The following is an 18,705-nucleotide window of genomic DNA, read 5'->3' on the forward strand; positions in this document are numbered from 1 at the left end:
CCGACAACACCGAGTACCTGGTCATCCTGGTCAACGGGCCCAGCCGCGAACTCGGGGCCGAGGCGTTCCCCGACGACGGCGGCAAGGGCGCGCTGGCCGTCGACGTGCAGGGCCTCACCGTCGTCGCCACGCACGTGAGCTGGGGAAACAAGCGGGCTGGCCAGCTTCAGAGGGTGGCTGCGCTGGCGCCCGCGCCGGCCGTCCTGCTCGGCGACTTCAACGCCGACGCCCCGACCGTGCTCGCCACCCTGGGCGAAAGCTTTCGGGCGGCCGAGCTGCCGGCCGGCGTGAAGACCCGCGGCCAGCAGGTCATCGACCACGTCATCGTGCGCGGCGCCACCGCATCGGACGCCGAGGTGCTCGTCGCCGACGGCCTGTCGGACCACAGCCCGGTGCGGGCCTCGATCAGCTACTGACCGGGAAACGTTCGTTGCCGAGCACGCCGAGCAGCTGGAGTTTCTCGAAGGCCTCGGTGCGGGGTGCGGCGGTCAGGACGAGCAGCGCCTGCGACTGGTCCTCCGTGAACAGGACCTGGCAGTCGACCTCGATCGGGCCGAGCTCGGGGTGGATCAGCACCTTGTGGTCGGCGAACCGCTTGGCCACCTCCTGCCGTTCCCACAGCTCGGCGAACTCGGCGCTTTCCTCGCACAGCACGGTGGCCAGCTCGCCGGCCCGGGACTTCGGGCCCATCTGCCCGTAGGCGGCGCGCAGGTTGGCCACCATGGCCCGGCTCTGCCGCTCGTGGTCGTGCTCGGGATAGGACCGGCGCTGCGCGGGATCGGTGAACCAGCGGTAGATCTCGCTGCGGGCGTGTCCGGTGTAGACGGTCAGCTCGCCCATCAACGCCCGGGACATGCGGTTCTGCACCAGCACCTCGCCCAGGTTGGACAGGATCATCGCGGGCGTGTCGTCGAGGCGGTCCAGCACCCGCATCAACGCCGGCGCGACGTGGGCGGCGGTGGTGGTCGGCGACGGCGCGTTGCGGCCCGCGACCTGGAACAGGTAGTCCCGTTCCTGCGTGGACAGGCGCAGCGCCCGGGCCATCGCGGCCAGCATCTGCTCGCTCGGCTGCGGGCCCCGCTCCTGCTCCAGCCGCGTGTAGTAGTCGGTGGACATCGCCGCCAGCGACGCCACCTCCTCGCGGCGCAGTCCCCGGGTGCGCCGGCGGGCACCCGTGGGCAGCCCGATGTCCTCCGGTTGCAGCGCCTCCCGCCGGGTGCGCAGGAATGCGGCCAGTGCAGCTCGATCCATGCCCCCAGTATCGGCCGCCGCCGGATTCCCAGCCAGGGATCGCCGATCCCCCGATATGCGCTCTCTGCACACGGTTCGCGGATCCGGCCAGGCTCAGTGCCATGGACATCACCGGAAACACCGTCTTCATCCCCGGCGCCACCAGCGGCATCGGCCTCGCCCTGGCGCTGGCGCTCAACGAGCGGGGCAACAAGGTCATCATCGGCGGCCGGCGGGTCGCGCTGCTGGAACAGCTGGCCGTCGAGCACCCGGAGATCTCCACCGTGCAGATCGACACCGCCGACGCCGCCAGCATCGAGGCCGCGGCCAAGGAGGTGCTGGCCGCGCACCCGTCGCTCAACGTGCTGATCGCGATGGCCGGCATCATGCAGGTCGAGGACTGGCACAAGCCGGAGGGCTTCCTGGCCTCGGCCGAACGGGTCGTCACCACCAACGTGCTCGGTCCGATCCGCCTGGTCGCCGCGTTCGTCGAGCACCTCCAGACCCGCCCCGACGCCACCATCGTCACCGTCTCCTCAGGCCTGGCCTTCACTCCGCTCAAGGTCACGCCCAGCTACAACGCCTCCAAGGCCGCCATCCACATGCTCAGCGAGTCGCTGCGCATGCAGCTGTCCGACACCACCGTCAAGGTGCTGGAGCTGGAGCCGCCGTCGGTGCGGACTGCTTTGATGCCCGGCCAGGAGGACAACGAGCACGCCATGCCGCTCGACGAGTTCATCGCCGAGGTCATGACGTTGGTGGAGACCCAGCCCGACGCCCGGGAGATCCAGGTCGAGCGGGTGAAGTTCCTCCGCTACGGCGAGGCCCGCGGCGACTACGACCAGGTCGTCGCCGCCGTCAACGGGACCGACCCGCACGGCAAGTAGGCCCGGCGTCCACCGGCGACGCCGGGATTTCCGTCGCGTCGCCGGTAACCGCCGTGCCAGAATCCGCCGAGTGCCCACCATAGCCAGCTTCGACCGCACCCGGATCGCCTACCAGGAGCTGGGGGAGGGCCGTCCCGTCGTGCTGCTGCACGGCTTCATGGGCCTCGGCTCCCAGTGGATCACCTCGGGCCACGCCGACTTGCTGGCCTCGCACGGCTTTCGCGTGATCCTCCCGGACCTTCGTGGACACGGCGCCAGCGATCGTCCGCACCACCCGGACCTCTACCCGCCGGACGCCCTGGCCGACGACATCCTGGCCCTCGTCGCCGAGCTCGGGCTCGACGACTACGACCTCGGCGGGTACTCCCTCGGCGGCCGGGTGACCCTGCGGATGCTCGTTCGCGGCGCCCGGCCTCGCCGGGCCGTCATCGCCGGTCAGGGCCTGGATGCCCTCGACGGCACCACTTCTCGCACCGGCTCCCTGCGCCGGAATCTGACCGCCATCGTCCAGCTGGAGGAGCTGGATCCCGGTGCCCAGCAACTGGCCTCGTGGCTCACCCAGCTCGACGCCGATCCGTACGCGTTGTTGCACGTCCTGGACACGCACGTCGCGACGCCGCGCTCGGCCGTGGGCCAGATCGACGTGCCGACAATGGTTGTTGTCGGAGACGGCGACGATAGCCACTCCTCGGCCGTCGACCTCGCCGCCGCCCTGCCGTCCTCCCACTATGTGCGCGTGCCCGGCGATCATTGGACGACGTTCACCGGCCCCGACTTCGGCGCTGTGGTCCTGGAGTGGCTCTCGAAACCTTTCGACGCCCGGTAGCATCCTCGCCATGCGTGGTGACACGCCGACGCTGGCGGAGATCGCTCGGGAGGCGGGCGTGTCGACGCCGACCGTGTCCAAGGTGCTCAACGGGCGTTCCGACGTCGCGCCCGGCACGCGGGCCCGGGTCGAGGAGCTGCTCCAGCGGCACGGCTACCGCCGCCGGGCCGGCGGCCCGCCCGCGCGGCTGTTCGACCTCGTCTTCCACGAGCTGGAGAGCGCCTGGGCCATGGAGGTCATCCGTGGCGTGGAGAACGTTGCGCGCCAGGAGAAGCTGAACGTCGTGCTGTCCGAGTCGGCCGGCCGGCTCTCGCCCGGTCAGTCCTGGGTGGACGGTGTGCTCGCGCGGCGGCCATGCGGTGTGGTGCTCGTGCTCAGCGACCTCGACGCGGCGCAACGGGCCCAGCTGGCCAGCCGCGACATCCCTTTCGTGGTCCTCGATCCCGCTGGCGACCCGGCCGAAGGCGTGCCCGCCGTCGGCACCAACAACTGGCGCGGCGGCGTCGCCGCCACCCGCCACCTCATCGACCTGGGGCACCGCCGCATCGGCCTGATCGGCGGCCCGTCCCGCATGCTGTGCAGCCGCGCTCGTCTCGACGGCTATCGCGCCGCCCTCGAAACCGCCGGCCTCCCTTACGACCCCCGACTCGTGCGCGAGGGCGACTTCCACTTCGAAGCCGGCTATTCCGCCGGCCGCGACCTGCTTTCCCTGACGCAGCCGCCTTCTGCCGTCTTCGCCGGCAACGACCTCCAAGCCCTCGGGGCTCTACGAGGCCGCCCGGGAGCTCGGTCTGCGCATCCCCGACGACCTCAGCGGCGTCGGCTTCGACGACCTCCCGATGGCCCGGTTCTATCACCGAGCGCTACGCGTTGCGCGCCAGGAGAAGCTGAACGTCGTGCTGTCCGAGTCGGCCGGCCGGCTCTCGCCCGGTCAGTCCTGGGTGGACGGTGTGCTCGCGCGGCGGCCATGCGGTGTGGTGCTCGTGCTCAGCGACCTCGACGCGGCGCAACGGGCCCAGCTGGCCAGCCGCGACATCCCTTTCGTGGTCCTCGATCCCGCTGGCGACCCGGCCGAAGGCGTGCCCGCCGTCGGCACCAACAACTGGCGCGGCGGCGTCGCCGCCACCCGCCACCTCATCGACCTGGGGCACCGCCCGCATCGGCCTGATCGGCGGCCCGTCCCGCATGCTGTGCAGCCGCCGCTCGTCTCGACGGGCTAATCGCGCCGCCCCTCGAAACCGCCCGGCCTCCCTTACGACCCCCGACTCGTGCGCGAGGGGCGACTTCCACTTCGAAGCCGGCTATTCCGCCGGCCGCGACCTGCTTTCCCTGACGCAGCCGCCTTCTGCCGTCTTCGCCGGCAACGACCTCCAAGCCCTCGGGCTCTACGAGGCCGCCCGGGAGCTCGGTCTGCGCATCCCCGACGACCTCAGCGTCGTCGGCTTCGACGACCTCCCGATGGCCCGCTGGGTCGGCCCGCCGCTGACCACCATTCGCCAGCCCCTGGTCGCCATGGCCGAGACCGCCGCCCGCCTCGCCCTCTCGCTGGGCCGAGGCGAGCGCCCCGACACCACCCGGGTCGACCTCGCCACCTCGCTGGTGATCCGCCACAGCACCGCCCCTTTCGGCGGCTGACCCCAAACATTCGGACCGGTTGACGGTGCGCTGGTTCCAGTACGGGGTTTTCTGCCCGCTGTTCCGCCTGCACGGCCACCGCGAGCCGCGGATCGGCTTCGGTGCGGGACATTCCGGCGGCCCCAACGAGGTCTGGTCGTACGGCGAGGAGGCGTACGAGATCATCGCCGACCAGCTGCGTCTCCGGGAAACCCTGCGCGACTACATCCACCAGCACCTTCGGGCCGGAAGTCCTTTGCAACGCCCCCTGTTCGTGGACTTCCCCGATGACGCTCCCGTGTGGACGGTCGAAGAACACTTCCTGTTCGGCCCCGATCTCCTTGTCGCGCCGGTCACCGAGCTCGGCGCCGCGCTGGGCGTCCCGACCGGCGTCGGCTCGGGCTTCCTCTACGGCCTGAGCCAGGACGGCAGCGCACCGGCCGACAACCTCCTGCGGCCGCTCAGCGTCAAGTCCGGGCGCGGCGGCGGGGCCCGGATCGACGGCCACGGCTGGATCGGCGACGGCATGACCGCCGGCGCCGGCTACCGCGTCCGCATCAACTCCGCCCCTCGACCAGGCCCGCCGGCTCGGCGCCTATGGGGCGAGCTACGACCTGCTGGTCAGCGACTTGTTCGGGGCCGACACCACGCAGCCGTCCTCGACGGTCTACCCCTGCACCAACGGCGACGGTGCCAATTGGACGACGTTCGTCGACCAGGTGGCGGCGCAGCGCATACCCGACCAGAATCCACTGGCCCAGCCAGTCACCGTCGGCACCACCGCCATCACGGGCAATGCCGGCGTGCCGATCTCCTGGACTTCCGGCGCCGACGCCTACTTCGTCACCCTCTCGCCGGCCGACGGCCCGGTCACCCAGATCGTCGACGGCCCCCACACCCTGACGATCACCGTTGGCAGCGGCCAGAGCCCGGCCAGCACCGGCCGGAACATCGCCATCGACCGGGCCGACATCAGCTGAGCATCCGCGCGGGGTGGCCCTTGCCGCCTCACCCCGTCGGCGCGAAGAGGGTGAGGCGGACGGCATCGTCGTCATTGGTCTGAAAGTTGGCGAAGTCGTAGGTCACGACGCCGCGGGACGGGTGGTGCAGCGTCTTCTGGCCGGAGCCGCGGCCGACGGAGATGTCGTGGTCCTCCCACCAGGCGGTGAACTCGGGGGAGTGGGCGGCGAGGCGGGCGGCCAGGCCGGTGAAGGCGGGATCGCCGGCGAAGACGTCGTGGGCGGCACGGAACTGGGCGACGGTGCGGCGGGCCATGACCGCCCAGCCCCGGCCGAACAGGCGGCGCGTGGCCGGATCGAGCAGCAGGTAGACGAGGATGTTGCGGTCCTCGGCGGCGCACGCGCCGAAGTCGGTGAACAGCTCGCACGCGGCGTCGTTCCAGGCCAGGACGTCCCAGCGGCGGCCCGTGGCATATGCGGGCCGGTCGAGGCCTTCGATGAGCCGTTTCACCGCCGGCGGCACGGTTTCGCGGACGAACGGCGGCCGCGCGGTCTGGTGGGCCAGCACGGCGAGGTGCGTCCGCTCGGCGTCGTCCAGGCGCAGCGCGGCGGCCAGGGCGTCGATCGTGGCGACGGAGGGGCGGACGGCCCGGCCCTGCTCCAGGCGGATGTACCAGTCCACCCCGATGCCGGCGAGCTCGGCGATCTCCTCCCGACGCAGCCCGGGCGTGCGTCGGCGGCGGCCCAGAGGCAGGCCGACGGCCTCGGGCGTCAGGCGTTCGCGGCGGGAGCGCAGGAACTCGCCGAGTCCGGTCGACATGGGGGACCTCCTCAATCCTAGGATAATACCAGGTCTGGATGCGCCGACCGGATCGTCGCACGATGGGTCGTGCCAGGACGAACTACCCGGAGGACATCACCGATGAAGGCCGCAGTGCTCACCCAGTTCGGCGCCCCGCTCACCGTGCGAACCGTGCCCGATCCCATGCCCGGCGAAGGGGAAGTGCTGGTGGACGTCAAAGCCGCGCCGGTGCTGCCGTACACCGACGAGGTGATCGCCGGCGACCGCGGGCAGCTGCTCACGCTGCCGATCACGCTCGGCATCGGCGCGGTCGGCCAGGTTCGGGCCGTCGGCCCCGACGCCACGCGGCTCAAGCCGGGGGACTGGGTCCTGTGCGACCCGACGCTCCGCTCCCGCGACGACGCTTTGACGCCGGACATCATGCTGCAGGGTTGGAGCGCCCGTGGCGACGGCGGCCTGCGCCTTCAGGACCACTGCGGCAACGGGTCCTTTGCGGAGCAACTCCTTGTCCCCACCGAGAATGCGACCCCACTGGGCCCGATCGACCCGGCCGACGCGGGCCGGTGGGTCGCGGCCACGACCGTTGGCCTGGTGCCCTACGGGGGACTGCTGGCGGCGGAGTTGGCGGCGGGGGAGACGGTGCTGATCAGCGGCGCCACCGGCAACTTCGGCAGCGCCGCCGTCGCCGTGGCGCTGGCCATGGGCGCGGGCTGCGTGGTGGCGCCCGGCCGTGACGAGAAGATGTTGGCAGAGCTGGAGAATCGCTTCGGTAACCGCGTGAGGACGATCCGCCACGGCAGCACGGAGGAGATGCTTGCCGCCGCCCCGGGGCCGATCGACGTCGTGCTCGATCTGCTGCCGCCGACGGCCGGAAACGAGCCCGTGCGAGCGGCGGCGATGACCGTGCGGGAGTACGGCCGCGTGGTGCTGATGGGTGGCGTGCAGGACGACCTGTCGCTGCCGTACCGATGGCTGATGCGCAACGGGATCACCGTGCGCGGGCAGTGGATGTTCCCGCGCTGGGCCAACCGGCGCTTCGTCGAGCTGGTCAGGTCCGGTCTGTTCGACCTCAATCAGTTCGACGTCACGGAGTTCGCGCTCGACGACATCGCCGACGCTGTGAAGCACGCCGCCACCAGCGGCCGGTTCACGGCGACCGTGATCACGCCCTGAAGGCGATCAGCTCCACCGCCGGGCTGTTGCCGCGCCGCTCCCTCAGCGTCAGCTGGACGTCCACGAACCCGGCCGCCTCGGCCTCGTCCCGCAGCGTCGCCGGCTCGACGCCCAGCACGTGCCGGTGAACGGTGACGACCAGCCGCCCGCCGGGCTGCAACACCCGGTGCAGCTCGGCGAACCCGGCGCATCGGTTCCACAGCATCACGTTGTTGACGGAGATCGCCGCGTCCACGGACCCGTCGGCGCAGCCGGTGTTCTCCGCGGAACCGGCCCGCAGCTCGACATCCCCGGTCTGGATCGCGCCGGCGCAGCGCTCGGCGGCCATCGTCCGCATGACCGCGGACGGATCCACCCCGATCACGTGGCCGCCGGGCGACACCGCCGTCACCGCCAACGCCACACCCACCCCCGGCCCGTGGCCGACGACCAGGGCAATCTCGCCGGAGCTCAGCTCCGCGTCGGCGATGGCCGCGCGTTCCTGCTCGCGGTTGCCCAGGGCCATGATCGAGCCACCCAGCCGGCCGGCGACGCCGCGCGGGTGACCGAACGCGGCGTCCAGGGCACGCATGAGCAACGTCATGCCTCAAGGGCACCACGGACGCCGCCTCGGCGCACCTCTAGGCCAGCGTGTCGGCCGCGAAATAGTCGCGCAGGCGGGCGATCTTCCCGTCACGTAAGCGCACGATCTGCACCAGCGACATCGCCACGCCGTCGACCGTCCGGCACCAGCGGTAGGGGCCCCGAACCCGAGCGACGCCCGTAAATCCGCTGGTTGCTGCCCGGACGTGTGTCGTTGGGGGCGTGATCCACTTGGGCCGGGCAGACTGGGCCCGTGAGCAACGAAGGACACCAGCGCGCCGGTATGGCGGCGCTCGCGGTCGGCGCACTCGGCGTCGTGTTCGGCGACATCGGCACCAGCCCGCTCTATTCACTCCAGACCGTGTTCGCCATCGACGGCGGCGCGATCCGCCCGGTGGCGCTGGACGTGTACGGCGTCATCTCCCTGGTCTTCTGGGCCGTGCTGCTGATCGTGTCGATCAAGTACGTCGTGTTCGTGATGCGCGCCGGCAACGACGGCGAGGGCGGCATCATGGCGCTGGCCGCACTGATCCGCCGCAGCGTGCCCGGCCGGACCAAGATGGTGTCGACGGCGGTGCTGTTCGGCGTGATCGGCGCGGCGTTGTTCTTCGGCGACAGCGTGATCACGCCGGCCATCTCCGTGCTGTCGGCGATCGAGGGCATCGAGGTCGTGTCGCCGGAGATCAAGGAGATCATCCTGCCGGTCGGCGTGACCATCCTGGTGCTGCTGTTCCTGGCGCAGCGCCTGGGCACGCACCGGGTGGGGCGGTTCTTCGGGCCGATCATGCTGCTGTGGTTCGTGGTGATCGGCCTGCTCGGGCTGCCGTGGGTGGTGGCCAAGCCCGGTATTCTGCTGGCCCTCTCGCCGACGTCGGCCATCGCCTTTTTCCTCGACCGCCCGGTGTTGGCCTTCGTCGCGATGGGCGCGGTCGTGCTGGCCATCACCGGCGCCGAGGCGCTCTACGCCGACATGGGCCATTTCGGCCGTCCGGCGATCAGCCGGGCCTGGTTCTTCGTGGTGTTTCCCGCTCTCACGCTGAATTACCTCGGCCAGGGCGCGTTGATTCTCAGCCGGCCCGAGGCCGTGTCGAACCCGTTCTTCATCCTCGCGCCGGGGTGGGCGCAGATCCCGTTGGTGGTGCTGGCCACCGTGGCCACGGTCATCGCTTCGCAGTCGGTGATCTCCGGGGCCTTCTCCATGGCCCGGCAGGCCGTTCAGCTCGGGTTGCTGCCGATTCTGACCGTGCGGCACACGTCGAAGGAGGAAAGCGGCCAGATCTACGTGCCCGGCATCAACTGGATCCTGTTGGCCGGCGTCATCATCCTGACCGTGACCTTCGGTTCCTCCCAGTCGCTAGCCACGGCCTACGGCCTTGCCGTCACCGGCACGCTGCTGCTAACGACCTCCCTGTTCCTCGTGCTGGCCGGCGCCGCCTGGCACTGGAAGTGGTGGCAGCTCACGCTCGTCGGCGTCGTCTTCGGCGGCCTGGAGTTGGTGTTCCTCGCCGGCAACCTGACCAAGATCGTGCACGGCGGTTGGCTCCCGCTGCTGCTCGGCGCCCTGGTCGTCGCCGTGATGCTGACCTGGCAGCGTGGTCGCCGTGTCGTCACCGCCCGGCGGGCCGAGATCGAGGGCTCGATGGCCGAATTCGTCGACGAGATCCGCGCCGGCGAGGGCGTCCGTGTTCCCGGCATCGCCGTATTCCCGCATCCGTCCAAGGAGACCGTGCCGCTGGCGCTGCGGGCCAACTTCGAGTTCAACGGCGTCGTCCACGAGCACGTCGTCATCGTCACGGTGATCCCGGAAAACGTCCCTCACGTGCCGCGGAACGAGCGCCTGAACGTCGATTCCCTGCACCGCACCGATGACGGCATCGTCCATCTGACCGTTCGCTTCGGCTTCCAGGACGACCAGGACATTCCTTCGGCCCTTCGCGACGCCTTCATGCTCACCTCGGAGCTGGAGATCGATCCCGATGCCGCCTTCTACTACCTGTCCCGCGTGAGCATCGAGGTCGGCCACGAGAAGGAAAAGGGCCTGCCTCGCTGGCAGAAGCTGCTTTTTGTCGGTCTCGCGCACAATGCCGCCAGCCCGGCGGTGTATTTCCGGTTGCCGGTCGAGCGCACCGTCATCATGGGCACCCGCGTCGATCTCTAGCCGTGATGGTGGGGGATGCCCCGCACCGAGTGGTCGGCGAAGCCCAAGGCTTCGTCGACCAGGGCCGCCAGGTGGTCGCTGGTGATGCGGTAGAGCATCCGGCGGCCGTCGCGGCGTGCTTGGACGAGGCCGGCCAGGCGGAGCCGGCCCAGGTGTTGGGAGACCGATGACCTGGAGGCCGCGACCTGGGTCGTGAGGGTGGACACGTCCTGCTCGTCGTCGCGGATCAGGTGCAGCAGGTGCAGGCGGGTGGGATCGGCGAGGTGGCGCAGCACATCGGCGGCGATGGCGAGCCGTTCGCCGTCCACCTGCTGGTGCGAACCACTGGCAATTGCCATGTTCTTGTGCGCGCACATGGTTGCATAATGCGCTTGAGCAGGTCATTCTGGCAACGTGACGCCTCACCACGGACATGGGCACGGCCACCGGCACTCTCGCTGGGGCCGGCTTCGGCACGTGCTCAAGCCGCACAGCCATGACAGCGCCGACCGGGTGGACACGGCGCTGGAGACCAGCCGGCAGGGGATGCGGACCTTGGGCTGGTCGTTCGCCGTTCTGTTCGTGACGGCGGTCGCGCAGTTGGCGGTGGTGTTGGTCAGCGGTTCCGTCGCGCTGCTCGGCGACACCGTCCACAACTTCGCCGACGCGTTGACCGCGGCGCCGCTCGGGGTCGCTTTCCTGTTGGGGCGCCGCGCGGCCACCCGCCGCTACACCTATGGTCTCGGCCGCGCCGAGGACTTGGCCGGTGTGGCCGTGGTGCTGATCATCGCCGGTTCCGCCGTGATCGCCGGTTGGGAGGCCGTCGACCGCCTTCTCCATCCGCAGCCCGTGAGTCACCTGTGGGTTGTCGCGGCCGCGGGCGTGATTGGCTTCCTGGGCAACGAGATCGTTGCCCGCTACCGCATCGTCGTCGGCCGTCGCATCGGCTCCGCGGCTCTGGTCGCCGATGGCCTGCATGCCCGTACCGACGGCTTCACCTCACTGGCCGTCGTGCTCGGCGCCGGCGGCGTGGCCCTCGGTTTTCCTTTGGCCGACCCGGTTATCGGCCTCGGCATCACCGTCGCGATCTTGTTCGTGCTCCGTGACGCCGCCCGCGAGGTGTTCCGCCGCCTCATGGACGCCGTCGACCCCGTTGTGGTCGACCTGGTGGAACGCACCGCCTCCGCCGTCCCCGATGTCCAGCTCGTCGGCCAGGTTCGCATGCGTTGGATCGGCCACACCCTCCGCGCCGAGCTCGCCGTCACCGTCGACGCCGCGCTCACCGTCGAGCAGGCTCACCGCATCGCCCATGACGTCGAGCACCGCTTGGTGCATGCCGTGCCCCGGCTCGCCGCCGCCACCGTGCACACCGAGCCCGCCAGCAGCGCCGCCGATGCCCACCAGGCTTTGGCCCATCACCGGTAGTCCAGGAACCCTCGAATCGTCGGCGACACCCGCCCGTTGAACATCGTCGTCAGGTGATCCCCGCCTTCGATCAGCAGCAGCCTCGCGTTCGGGATCCGTTCCGCCGTCGCCCGGGCATACTCGACCGGCACCAGCGCATCCCGTGTTCCCGCGATCACCAGCGTCGGCGCCTGGACTTCGCCCAGCCTCTCCGTGACGTCCCATCCCTGCGCCGCTTCCACCATTTCCGCTTCGCCCGGCGCCCTCTTGTTGTTCGTCAGCGATGCCACCGTGTACACCACTGTGGTCAGGAGTCGTAGGGGTCCCCGGGTGATCAGCCCACTCGCCGCCCAGGGGTCGTGCTTCCCTCGCCGCTCCTCCCTCATCAGCCTCAGCAGCGCCCTTTTGCCTTCTTCACTCGGCCTACTCGCCGCTGTGCACAGAACCAGCCTTCGCACCACGTCCGGGTGATCCATCGCCAGTTGCAGCGCCGTGATCCCTCCCGCCGACGTCCCCATCACGTCGACGGGGCCGTCAAACCTCTCCCTCAGCGCCTCCGCGTGCCACCCCGCCAGCTCCTCGATCGTCGTCCCTCGGGGCATCTCCGTCGGCCTCTGGATGTGATGCACCCGCCTGCGAAACCCTCTCGCCAGCGTCTTCGCCGACAGCGCCACCATCCTCGGCACCTTCACCGCCAGATCCGCCCCGTTGCCCAGCCCGGGCAGCGTGACCAGTGCCGCCCCGTCCCCCACGGCAATCGCCGTCAGTCCGTTGTTGAGTCGCTCTCCGTGCATGCCGGCCCCCTGGCTGTGATGTCCGTGGTTGTGGAACGGGAGTGGGCGCGGTGGGGTTCCGGGGCTTGAGCAGGTCTTGAGGCAAGGGGCGGGATTTTCCGGCATGCGAGGTGCGGCTGGCGGGGCCACGGGTTCGGGTGGCAAGGCCGCGACGGCACAGACATCCGTCAACGCCAGGTGGGGAGCGCAGAAGGTCTGATGTGGCAACGATCTGGGGGATGTCGAGGTGGCCTCGGAGATGAGCTGCTGACGCTCGGAGCGGCGGTCCGTCTCGGTGTGGGAGCGGGAGACGTGGCCGGGCCGGCTTCGAAGGTGTGGCGAGAACGAGAACCACCCGCGAGGCGGCGGAGGCGATCGGCTTCGCGGCGGACTGGCTGTTGCGGGCGCTGGCCGGGGAAGTGGCAGGCGACGCCCGGCACTACATGCGCGCCGACGGGCATGTCGACGACGGCAATGCGCAGCTGTCCAGATGGCGGCCGGCTAGGTTTCAAAATGGTACCGTGCTGGCCATGGACGAGATCACCACGGCGGTGGACGGGCAGACGCTGACGGTCGCGATCAACCGTCCGGCCAAGCGCAACGCGCTGACCACGGCGATGTACCGCGAGCTGGGGACGGTGCTGCGGCAGGCCGAAGAGGCCAGGGTGGTGGTGCTCGCCGGCGCGGGCGGCGCGTTCAGCGCGGGCAACGACCTGGGCGATTTCCTCGACGACTTCAAGGCGAACGACGCCGTGCGGGAGTTCCAGGAGGCGGTCCTGGACACGAAGGCGGTCCTGGTCGCGGCGGTCGACGGCCCGGCGGTCGGCATCGGGGCGACGGTCCTGCTGCACTGCGACCTCGTCTACGCGACGGAGCGCAGCTACCTCCAGTTCCCCTTCGTCAACATCGGCCTGGTGCCGGAGTTCGGCAGCAGCCTCCTGCTGACGCAGCGCATCGGCCGCCACCGGGCCGCCGAACTGCTGCTGTTCGGCGACCGTGTGCCGGCCAGGAAGGCGCAAGAACTGGGGCTGGTGAACGAAGTCCTCGACGACGCCGAAGCCCTCGAAGCCCGGCTCAAGGACCGGGTGGCGGCGCTGCTGGCCAAGCCGGAGAGGTCGCTGGAACAGACCCGCAAGCTGGTGCACGACACGATCCACGCGCACGACCAGATGGTGCGGGAGTCGCAGGTGTTCGGCGAGCTGCTCGACGACCCGGACACCAAGGCCCGGATCCAGGCGATGCGCCGCTGACCGACGGCACGAAGAGGGCCGCCGGTCAGCGAAACATCAGTTCGACGGAGCGCAGGCCGAAGGATCGGCGGCCACGTGCAGCTGCGTGTTCCAGCCGGAGCCGACGACCTTGCCGGTGGCCTCGATCCACGTGTCGGTCCGGTCGTCACGCCGGAACCACAGCAGCTTGGCGTTGGACGTGGTCGGGAAGAACCGGCCGTACAGCACGTCCCCGCCCGGCGAGAAGATCTCGCTGAACTTCTGCCAGCCGCTGCCGACCAGCTCGGCCCGCTGGAGCCAGGTCCTGGTGGCGACCGAGTACTGGTACCGGTAGAGGTTGCCGGCGGGGTTGCGGGCGTACAGCACGCCGTCGCCGGCGGCGGTGATCGAGTTGTACTGGGCCCAGCCGGTGCCGAGCACCTCGCCGCCGGGGTTGTCGAAGGTGCCGGTGGTGTTGTTCCAGGCGTACATGCGCAGCGCGCCGGTGGTGTCGATGGCGAAGATCCGGCCCTGCGAGTCGACGGTGATGCGGTTGACGTACTCGGGCGTGAAGTAGCGCTGCCAGCTGCTGCCGACCTTGCCGCCGCCGGTCCACTTGGTGCCGGTCCACACCCAGCGCTTGAGGGTGCCGTCCGGGTTGGGGTCGGCGGTGCCGGTGTTCTTGTGGATGTCGTACACCACGCCGTCGGGGCCGGCGAGCAGGTGCCCGAGCCAGCCGCTGCCGACGGAGGCGGTCGGCGTGACCCAGCTGATCGAGCCGTCGCCGGGGCCGTTGTGCACGTACTTCCACAGCAGTCCGTCATCGCGCTGCGACCACACCGTGGCCGGCGTGCACGAGATCTGCTGCGGCGCGGTCTGCTGCCCGATCCACGCCGCGAGCGTGTCGGCGCGAACCTCGGTGGTGCCCTGCTGCGGCTGCTCGACGCCCACGCATCCGTGCTGCAACGAGGAAGTCGTCACGCCGACGAGCACGGACTTGCCGTCGACCTCCTGGAAGGCCGGCGCGCCGGCGTCGCCCTTGCACGCGTCGGAGTCGGGGCTCTGCAACACCAACTGCGCGGCGTCGACCGTGCCGACGGTGAACGTGTTGGTGTGCAACAGGTTTGGCAGCCACTCGGTGGCGGTGCGGCCGAAGCCGGCGAGCCGAACCGTGGTGCCGGCGACGGGCGCGGCGCTGGTCAGCGTCACCGGGGCGATGTCGGTGGCGGCCTTGTCCAGCTTGGCCAGCATCACGGTGTGGCCGGCGTCGGGCACCAGCGTCGACACGTGGGCGACGACACCGTTCGTTGTGGACAGATCCGACCGCCCGACCACGACAGTGGTGTCCTTGGCCGGCGAACCGCCGTCGGCGTTCTCGGGGAAGCAGCTGGCCGCGGTGATCACCCAGGCCGGGGCGACGAGCGCGCCGCTGCACGCACGGCCGTCGGCGGTGAGCTTGGCTGCGAAGCCATAGCTGCCGGTGCCGCCGGAGACGGCGAGCGCGGGCGCGATGGTCACGGTCACCATGGCCGCGGCGACCGCGGCGACGACGGATAATCTTCTCGGCACGGGCGAAGTATCTGTCGGTATCACACCATATGTCCCGGATATGAGTGTGACCTGGCTCACCTAGAAGGCGGGCTCAAGGCGGGCAGTGCGCAGCCGCGGCATGACCGCATAGACGACCCAACCCGCCACGGCCAAACCCAGCCACGTGATGGCCCGGTAGAACAGGACGATCACGCCGGCCGGGGCGGCGGCGATGCCGGCGCCGAGCAGCACGCCCAGCAGGCCGGTCTCGGCTAGACCGGCGCCGCCGGGGAGGATCTGCAACGCGATGCTGCCCTGCACGACGAGGAAGCCGACGACCAGCGCGGCCCACGGCACCTCGACGTCGACGCTGAGCACGCTGGCCACCAGCGTCACGAAGTCGAGGACCCAGCTCAGCATGGCCACGCCGACCAGCGCCAACCAGCGGCGGCCGCTGGGGCGCAGCGACGCCACGTTGTCCGACAAGGCGTCGGCCTTGGCGGCCCAACGGCCAGGAACGAGGCGTCGCAGCAGTGCGGGGTGGGAGAGCAGCTGCCACGCGCCGAAGGTGCCGAAGCCGATGGCCAAAGCGATGGGCACGGCCACGAGCGCCGGCAGTTGACCCGTGACGGCCAGCGCCAGGGCCCCGATGACGATCAGCGTCACGGTGGCGATCAAGCCGGCCATCAGTACCGACCAGGCGGCCACGGGCCCGGCCACGCCCCGCTTGCGCAGCTGCGTGATGCCGTAGCCCAACGACCCGGCCCCGCCGACCACCGGCACGGTCGTCGAGACGGCGTTCTGCGCGAAGTTGATGCCCTGGACGGTGCCGGCCGGCAGCTCGGCACCGCCCACGACCAACAGCTGCCGGTGCAGTTCGCCGTACACCGCGAGCGCGCCCGCGCCGCTCAGCACCGCCACCAGCAGCCAACCCCAGTGCACGGTGTCCAGGTGCACACCCGTGGCCGTGAACTGGGAAACCATGTCCGGGATGCGCCACACGACCCAGCCGAGGGCGGCTCCCACGACCGCCCAGTGCAGGATCGTGCGCCATGGGAACGGCTTGTGTTCCTCGGCCCACCCGATAGCCGCCATCGCCGCCTCCCTCATCCATCAAGGTCAACCGCCTCGTCTGGGAACGAATTTCCGACACGGCGGCGATGTGGTCGGCATCTCTCAGGCCAGGCCGCCGATCTGGGCTTTCAGTGCGTTCAGGGCCTGGGCGATGTCGGTCACCGAAGAGGGGATCGCCTTGCGCAGCAGGCCGAGCGCGTGGATGTTGCCGACCGCCTCGAAGTACGAGGTCGGCACGCCGGCGGTGATCAACGCGGCGGCGTAGGCGCGGCCCTCGTCACGCAGCGGGTCGAGGCCGGCGGTCAGCACCACGGCAGGCGGCAGGTCGGTGAAGACGCCCTGCATCGGCGACGCCCGGACGTCGGTGATCACCGGCCGGTAGGCGTCCTGGTAGAAGGCCCGGCTCTCGTCGGTGAGCAGGTAGCCGTTGGCGAACTCCCGCTGCGACGGGTACTTGCCCACCAGATCCGTGGCCGGCCACATCAGCATCTGCGCCACCACCGGCACCTCCGCCGGCCGGTCCCGCAGCGCCATCGCCGTGACGATGGTCAGGGTGCCGCCGGCGCTGTCGCCGCCGAGGACCAGGCCGGTGACCTCGCGGTCCAGCTCGGACGGGCTGGTGGCCAGCCAGCGGGCGACGTCCTCAGCGTCGTCGACGGCCGCCGGGTACGGCGCCTCCGGCGCGAGGCGGTAGTCGACGAGCAGCACCGGCAGGTCCAGGCGCTGGGCCATGTCCGCCGCGAGCGACCGGTGCGTGTCGATGCCGCCGAAGACGAAGCCCCCGCCGTGGAACCACAGCAGCACCGGGCCGGCGCCGCGGTGCTCGCGGCGGTCCAGCAACAGCGTCGGCAGCGGGGCCGTCTCCAGCATGCGGGCCGTGGCCAGCGGCGGCTCCGGCAGGTCGACCACCGTGGCCAGCATGCGCATGGACTCGCGGACGGCCTCCGCCGTCGGCGTGCCGCTCTCCGGCGGGATCTGCTCCAGCAACGCCTGCACGTCGGGCCTGATCATGGCTACCTCCCTGATGTCAGCGACTGTCATCAGAGTAGGTCGTGATGTCAGGCGCTGTCATCACAGGTAGGGTGTGATCCATGGCTCGTTGGCAGCCGGACGGACGCCGCCGGCTTCAGGACGCGGCGCTGGAGCTCTACGGCGAGCGGGGCTTCGCCGAGGTGACGGCGGCCGAGGTGGCCGCGCGCGCCGGGCTCACCGAGCGGACCTTCTTCCGGCACTTCGCCGACAAGAAGGAGGTCCTGTTCGGCGACGAGACCCGGCTGGCCGAGACCATCGCCGACGGGGTCCGCGCCGCGCCGCCGGAGGCCTCGCCCATGGAGGCCGTGCTGGTGGGCTTCGCGGCGCTGTCGGAGTCGGCCCACGCCCGCCGGGACCGGCTGCTCCGCCGCGAGCGGATCATCGAGCAGAACGCCGAGCTGCGGGAACGGGAGCTGGCCAAGTTCGCCGCCTGGACCGCGGCCCTGGCCTCGGCGCTACGGGAACGAGGCGTCGCCGAGGCCTCCCTGGTGGCCGAGGTGGCCATCGCGACCGGCCGGATGGCCTTCCACCGGTGGATCGAGGCCGACCGGCCGGTGCCGCTGGCCGAGGCGATGCGCGAGGGCTTCGCGGCGGTGCGGGCCTTCGTCAGCTGACCGTCCACTGTGGATCGCGGCCGGTCAGGCCGAGGATCCGGTGCATCGCCGGGGCGTTGTCCGGCACCGCGACCTCCGGCCCGAAAATCCCCATCTGCCGGCCCAGCTCGGCGTTCTGGGCCAGCCCGGACTCCACCTCCGCCTCGATGTCCGGGTCCACGTCCAGATCCCGGCCGGCGGCCCGGGCGAGGTCCCAGCCATGCACCACGAACTCGCCGGCGATCATGGAGCCCACCAGCTCCGCCGGCAGCTCCATCGGACTGCCCATGTGCGTCACACCCTGCCAGGCCGCCGGGTCGCTCCAGGCCTTCACCACCGCGGTGACCGCAGCCGTCAGGCTGGCCAGGCAGTCGCCGCCGGTGAGGTCGAGGTCCGCCTCCGACGCGGCCGGCGGCGCGATGGCCTCCTTGGTCGCGCCGCCGGCGAGCGACGGCGCCCAGAACAACAGGTGATTGATCAGCCCGCGGACGGTGTATTCGGTGCAGGGCGTCTGGGCGTCCAGGTGTGGCTCCAGCGCGGGGATGAGGGCGAGCAGTGGCGCGGCGGCCCGTTCGATCAGCATGGACGGCAGTCAAGCCAAAACCGGCGGCCCTGTATTGAACAAACGCGACACTAGAATCGGGTCGGTGAGGGACGAACGGGAGCTGGGCGGCGCGTGGCGCCGGTTCCAGCGGCACGACTTCCCGCAGCCGTCGCCCGATCTGGCCGCCTTCGTCGACCACTACTGGCTCGTCAGCTGGTCGTACGCGCAGCCGTACCGCCAGAAGATCGTGCCCTATCCCCGCGTCAACCTGACCGTCGCCGACGACGGCACTGCGGTGGTCACCGGGGTCGGCAGCAAGCACGGAATCCGTGTGCTG

At 70.6% G+C, this 18,705-nt stretch carries 20 protein-coding genes and 3 pseudogenes; 14 read left to right on the forward strand and 9 right to left on the reverse strand.

The annotated features are described in order from the left end of the window. The coding region (locus tag KUTG_RS62720) for an endonuclease/exonuclease/phosphatase family protein (protein WP_198047640.1) at positions 1–416 on the forward strand (416 nt) is incomplete at its 5' end. Here the strand turns inward: KUTG_RS62720 and KUTG_RS49865 are convergent. Further along, positions 406–1,251 (reverse strand): helix-turn-helix transcriptional regulator, encoded by an 846-nt coding sequence (locus KUTG_RS49865; RefSeq protein ID WP_043727009.1) that lies wholly within the window; start codon positions 1,249–1,251, stop codon positions 406–408. The two genes, KUTG_RS62720 and KUTG_RS49865, sit on opposite strands and share 11 nt — an antisense overlap. Before the next feature lie 101 nt (positions 1,252–1,352). Between KUTG_RS49865 and KUTG_RS49870 the strand changes: the two genes are divergently transcribed. The 7 genes and pseudogenes from KUTG_RS49870 to KUTG_RS64925 all read left to right on the forward strand — a co-directional run bounded on the left by KUTG_RS49870 (position 1,353) and on the right by KUTG_RS64925 (position 5,537). Beyond that, a complete protein-coding gene (locus KUTG_RS49870) occupies positions 1,353–2,117 on the forward strand; it encodes an SDR family oxidoreductase (RefSeq protein ID WP_043727010.1) in 765 nt (254 codons plus the stop codon). 70 nt (positions 2,118–2,187) lie between these two features. Beyond that, complete coding sequence (locus KUTG_RS49875; RefSeq protein ID WP_043727011.1) at positions 2,188–2,943, forward strand: alpha/beta fold hydrolase; 756 nt, start codon at positions 2,188–2,190, stop codon at positions 2,941–2,943. 10 nt (positions 2,944–2,953) lie between these two features. Continuing rightward, a pseudogene (locus tag KUTG_RS57645) lies at positions 2,954–3,655 on the forward strand (LacI family DNA-binding transcriptional regulator); the annotation flags it as partial. A gap of 127 nt (positions 3,656–3,782) precedes the next feature. Further along, positions 3,783–4,163 carry a type 1 periplasmic-binding domain-containing protein gene (locus tag KUTG_RS64910; protein ID WP_052396390.1) on the forward strand — a complete coding sequence of 127 codons (381 nt, stop codon included), beginning with the start codon at positions 3,783–3,785 and terminating at the stop codon, positions 4,161–4,163. Then, positions 4,129–4,578, forward strand: coding sequence for a LacI family DNA-binding transcriptional regulator (locus tag KUTG_RS64915; RefSeq protein WP_052396391.1), 450 nt, complete (start codon positions 4,129–4,131; stop codon positions 4,576–4,578). The genes KUTG_RS64910 and KUTG_RS64915 overlap by 35 nt, the downstream gene beginning before the upstream one ends. 19 nt (positions 4,579–4,597) lie before the next feature. Next, positions 4,598–4,912: pseudogene (locus tag KUTG_RS64920) on the forward strand (TIM-barrel domain-containing protein); the annotation flags it as partial. A 274-nt stretch (positions 4,913–5,186) separates the two neighbouring features. Beyond that, positions 5,187–5,537, forward strand: coding sequence for a hypothetical protein (locus KUTG_RS64925; RefSeq protein WP_043727012.1), 351 nt, complete (start codon positions 5,187–5,189; stop codon positions 5,535–5,537). Between the two features lie 28 nt (positions 5,538–5,565). Here the strand turns inward: KUTG_RS64925 and KUTG_RS49890 are convergent, their stop codons facing one another. Next, entirely contained in the window at positions 5,566–6,336 is a 771-nt protein-coding gene (locus KUTG_RS49890) for a helix-turn-helix transcriptional regulator (protein WP_043727015.1), read from the reverse strand. Between the two features lie 102 nt (positions 6,337–6,438). On the opposite strand from KUTG_RS49890, the gene KUTG_RS49895 reads away from it, so the two are divergent. Continuing rightward, complete coding sequence (locus KUTG_RS49895; RefSeq protein ID WP_043727017.1) at positions 6,439–7,491, forward strand: alcohol dehydrogenase catalytic domain-containing protein; 1,053 nt, start codon at positions 6,439–6,441, stop codon at positions 7,489–7,491. Here KUTG_RS49895 and KUTG_RS49900 read toward each other — a convergent pair. Beyond that, entirely contained in the window at positions 7,481–8,074 is a 594-nt protein-coding gene (locus KUTG_RS49900; protein ID WP_043727019.1) for a class I SAM-dependent methyltransferase, read from the reverse strand. The two genes, KUTG_RS49895 and KUTG_RS49900, sit on opposite strands and share 11 nt — an antisense overlap. Before the next feature lie 252 nt (positions 8,075–8,326). Between KUTG_RS49900 and KUTG_RS49905 the strand changes: the two genes are divergently transcribed. Beyond that, positions 8,327–10,231: a potassium transporter Kup gene (locus tag KUTG_RS49905; protein ID WP_043727020.1), complete on the forward strand. Its 1,905-nt coding sequence runs from the start codon at positions 8,327–8,329 to the stop codon at positions 10,229–10,231. Here the strand turns inward: KUTG_RS49905 and KUTG_RS49910 are convergent. Beyond that, positions 10,228–10,587: an ArsR/SmtB family transcription factor gene (locus KUTG_RS49910; protein WP_043727023.1), complete on the reverse strand. Its 360-nt coding sequence runs from the start codon at positions 10,585–10,587 to the stop codon at positions 10,228–10,230. The two genes, KUTG_RS49905 and KUTG_RS49910, sit on opposite strands and share 4 nt — an antisense overlap. 37 nt (positions 10,588–10,624) lie before the next feature. Here KUTG_RS49910 and KUTG_RS49915 point away from each other — a divergent pair, with 37 nt between their 5' ends. Next, positions 10,625–11,635: a cation diffusion facilitator family transporter gene (locus KUTG_RS49915; protein WP_198047641.1), complete on the forward strand. Its 1,011-nt coding sequence runs from the start codon at positions 10,625–10,627 to the stop codon at positions 11,633–11,635. Here the strand turns inward: KUTG_RS49915 and KUTG_RS55040 are convergent. Next, complete coding sequence (locus KUTG_RS55040; protein WP_198047642.1) at positions 11,626–12,408, reverse strand: alpha/beta fold hydrolase; 783 nt, start codon at positions 12,406–12,408, stop codon at positions 11,626–11,628. The genes KUTG_RS49915 and KUTG_RS55040 overlap by 10 nt on opposite strands. 314 nt (positions 12,409–12,722) lie before the next feature. On the opposite strand from KUTG_RS55040, the gene KUTG_RS49925 reads away from it, so the two are divergent. Continuing rightward, positions 12,723–13,637, forward strand: a complete 915-nt coding sequence (locus KUTG_RS49925; protein ID WP_232241366.1) for an enoyl-CoA hydratase-related protein — start codon at positions 12,723–12,725, stop codon at positions 13,635–13,637. Between the two features lie 36 nt (positions 13,638–13,673). Here the strand turns inward: KUTG_RS49925 and KUTG_RS55045 are convergent, their stop codons facing one another. From KUTG_RS55045 to KUTG_RS49940, 3 genes are all read right to left on the reverse strand, one after another. Further along, positions 13,674–15,164, reverse strand: a complete 1,491-nt coding sequence (locus KUTG_RS55045) for a tachylectin-related carbohydrate-binding protein (protein ID WP_157495369.1) — start codon at positions 15,162–15,164, stop codon at positions 13,674–13,676. A 60-nt stretch (positions 15,165–15,224) separates the two neighbouring features. Beyond that, positions 15,225–16,220, reverse strand: coding sequence for a lysylphosphatidylglycerol synthase transmembrane domain-containing protein (locus KUTG_RS49935; RefSeq protein WP_043727025.1), 996 nt, complete (start codon positions 16,218–16,220; stop codon positions 15,225–15,227). 81 nt (positions 16,221–16,301) lie between these two features. Next, positions 16,302–17,210, reverse strand: coding sequence for an alpha/beta hydrolase (locus tag KUTG_RS49940; RefSeq protein WP_084580785.1), 909 nt, complete (start codon positions 17,208–17,210; stop codon positions 16,302–16,304). Positions 17,211–17,290: 80 nt separating this feature from the next. Between KUTG_RS49940 and KUTG_RS49945 the strand changes: the two genes are divergently transcribed. Beyond that, positions 17,291–17,845, forward strand: coding sequence for a TetR family transcriptional regulator (locus tag KUTG_RS49945; RefSeq protein WP_043727027.1), 555 nt, complete (start codon positions 17,291–17,293; stop codon positions 17,843–17,845). Here the strand turns inward: KUTG_RS49945 and KUTG_RS49950 are convergent. Then, complete coding sequence (locus KUTG_RS49950; protein WP_084580787.1) at positions 17,838–18,407, reverse strand: TIGR03086 family metal-binding protein; 570 nt, start codon at positions 18,405–18,407, stop codon at positions 17,838–17,840. The genes KUTG_RS49945 and KUTG_RS49950 overlap by 8 nt on opposite strands. Between KUTG_RS49950 and KUTG_RS66880 the strand changes: the two are divergent. Then, positions 18,406–18,642: pseudogene (locus tag KUTG_RS66880) on the forward strand (DUF6597 domain-containing transcriptional factor); the annotation flags it as partial. The gene KUTG_RS49950 and the pseudogene KUTG_RS66880 overlap by 2 nt on opposite strands. Positions 18,643–18,705 lie beyond the last annotated feature (63 nt).

The sequence above is a fragment of the Kutzneria sp. 744 genome (assembly GCF_000568255.1).
Taxonomy (GTDB): domain Bacteria; phylum Actinomycetota; class Actinomycetes; order Mycobacteriales; family Pseudonocardiaceae; genus Kutzneria.

What these genes read in the sequence shown, in the direction of transcription:
- KUTG_RS49865 (WP_043727009.1), bottom strand. Translation starts at nt 1,251, where the DNA reads ATGGATCGAGCTGCACTGGCCGCATTCCTGCGCACCCGGCGGGAGGCG.
- KUTG_RS49870 (WP_043727010.1), top strand. Translation starts at nt 1,353, where the DNA reads ATGGACATCACCGGAAACACCGTCTTCATCCCCGGCGCCACCAGCGGC.
- KUTG_RS64910 (WP_052396390.1), top strand. Translation starts at nt 3,783, where the DNA reads ATGGCCCGGTTCTATCACCGAGCGCTACGCGTTGCGCGCCAGGAGAAG.
- KUTG_RS64915 (WP_052396391.1), top strand. Translation starts at nt 4,129, where the DNA reads ATGCTGTGCAGCCGCCGCTCGTCTCGACGGGCTAATCGCGCCGCCCCT.
- KUTG_RS49890 (WP_043727015.1), bottom strand. Translation starts at nt 6,336, where the DNA reads ATGTCGACCGGACTCGGCGAGTTCCTGCGCTCCCGCCGCGAACGCCTG.
- KUTG_RS49895 (WP_043727017.1), top strand. Translation starts at nt 6,439, where the DNA reads ATGAAGGCCGCAGTGCTCACCCAGTTCGGCGCCCCGCTCACCGTGCGA.
- KUTG_RS49900 (WP_043727019.1), bottom strand. Translation starts at nt 8,074, where the DNA reads ATGACGTTGCTCATGCGTGCCCTGGACGCCGCGTTCGGTCACCCGCGC.
- KUTG_RS49910 (WP_043727023.1), bottom strand. Translation starts at nt 10,587, where the DNA reads ATGTGCGCGCACAAGAACATGGCAATTGCCAGTGGTTCGCACCAGCAG.
- KUTG_RS55040 (WP_198047642.1), bottom strand. Translation starts at nt 12,408, where the DNA reads ATGCACGGAGAGCGACTCAACAACGGACTGACGGCGATTGCCGTGGGG.
- KUTG_RS49935 (WP_043727025.1), bottom strand. Translation starts at nt 16,220, where the DNA reads ATGGCGGCTATCGGGTGGGCCGAGGAACACAAGCCGTTCCCATGGCGC.
- KUTG_RS49940 (WP_084580785.1), bottom strand. Translation starts at nt 17,210, where the DNA reads ATGATCAGGCCCGACGTGCAGGCGTTGCTGGAGCAGATCCCGCCGGAG.
- KUTG_RS49945 (WP_043727027.1), top strand. Translation starts at nt 17,291, where the DNA reads ATGGCTCGTTGGCAGCCGGACGGACGCCGCCGGCTTCAGGACGCGGCG.
- KUTG_RS49950 (WP_084580787.1), bottom strand. Translation starts at nt 18,407, where the DNA reads ATGCTGATCGAACGGGCCGCCGCGCCACTGCTCGCCCTCATCCCCGCG.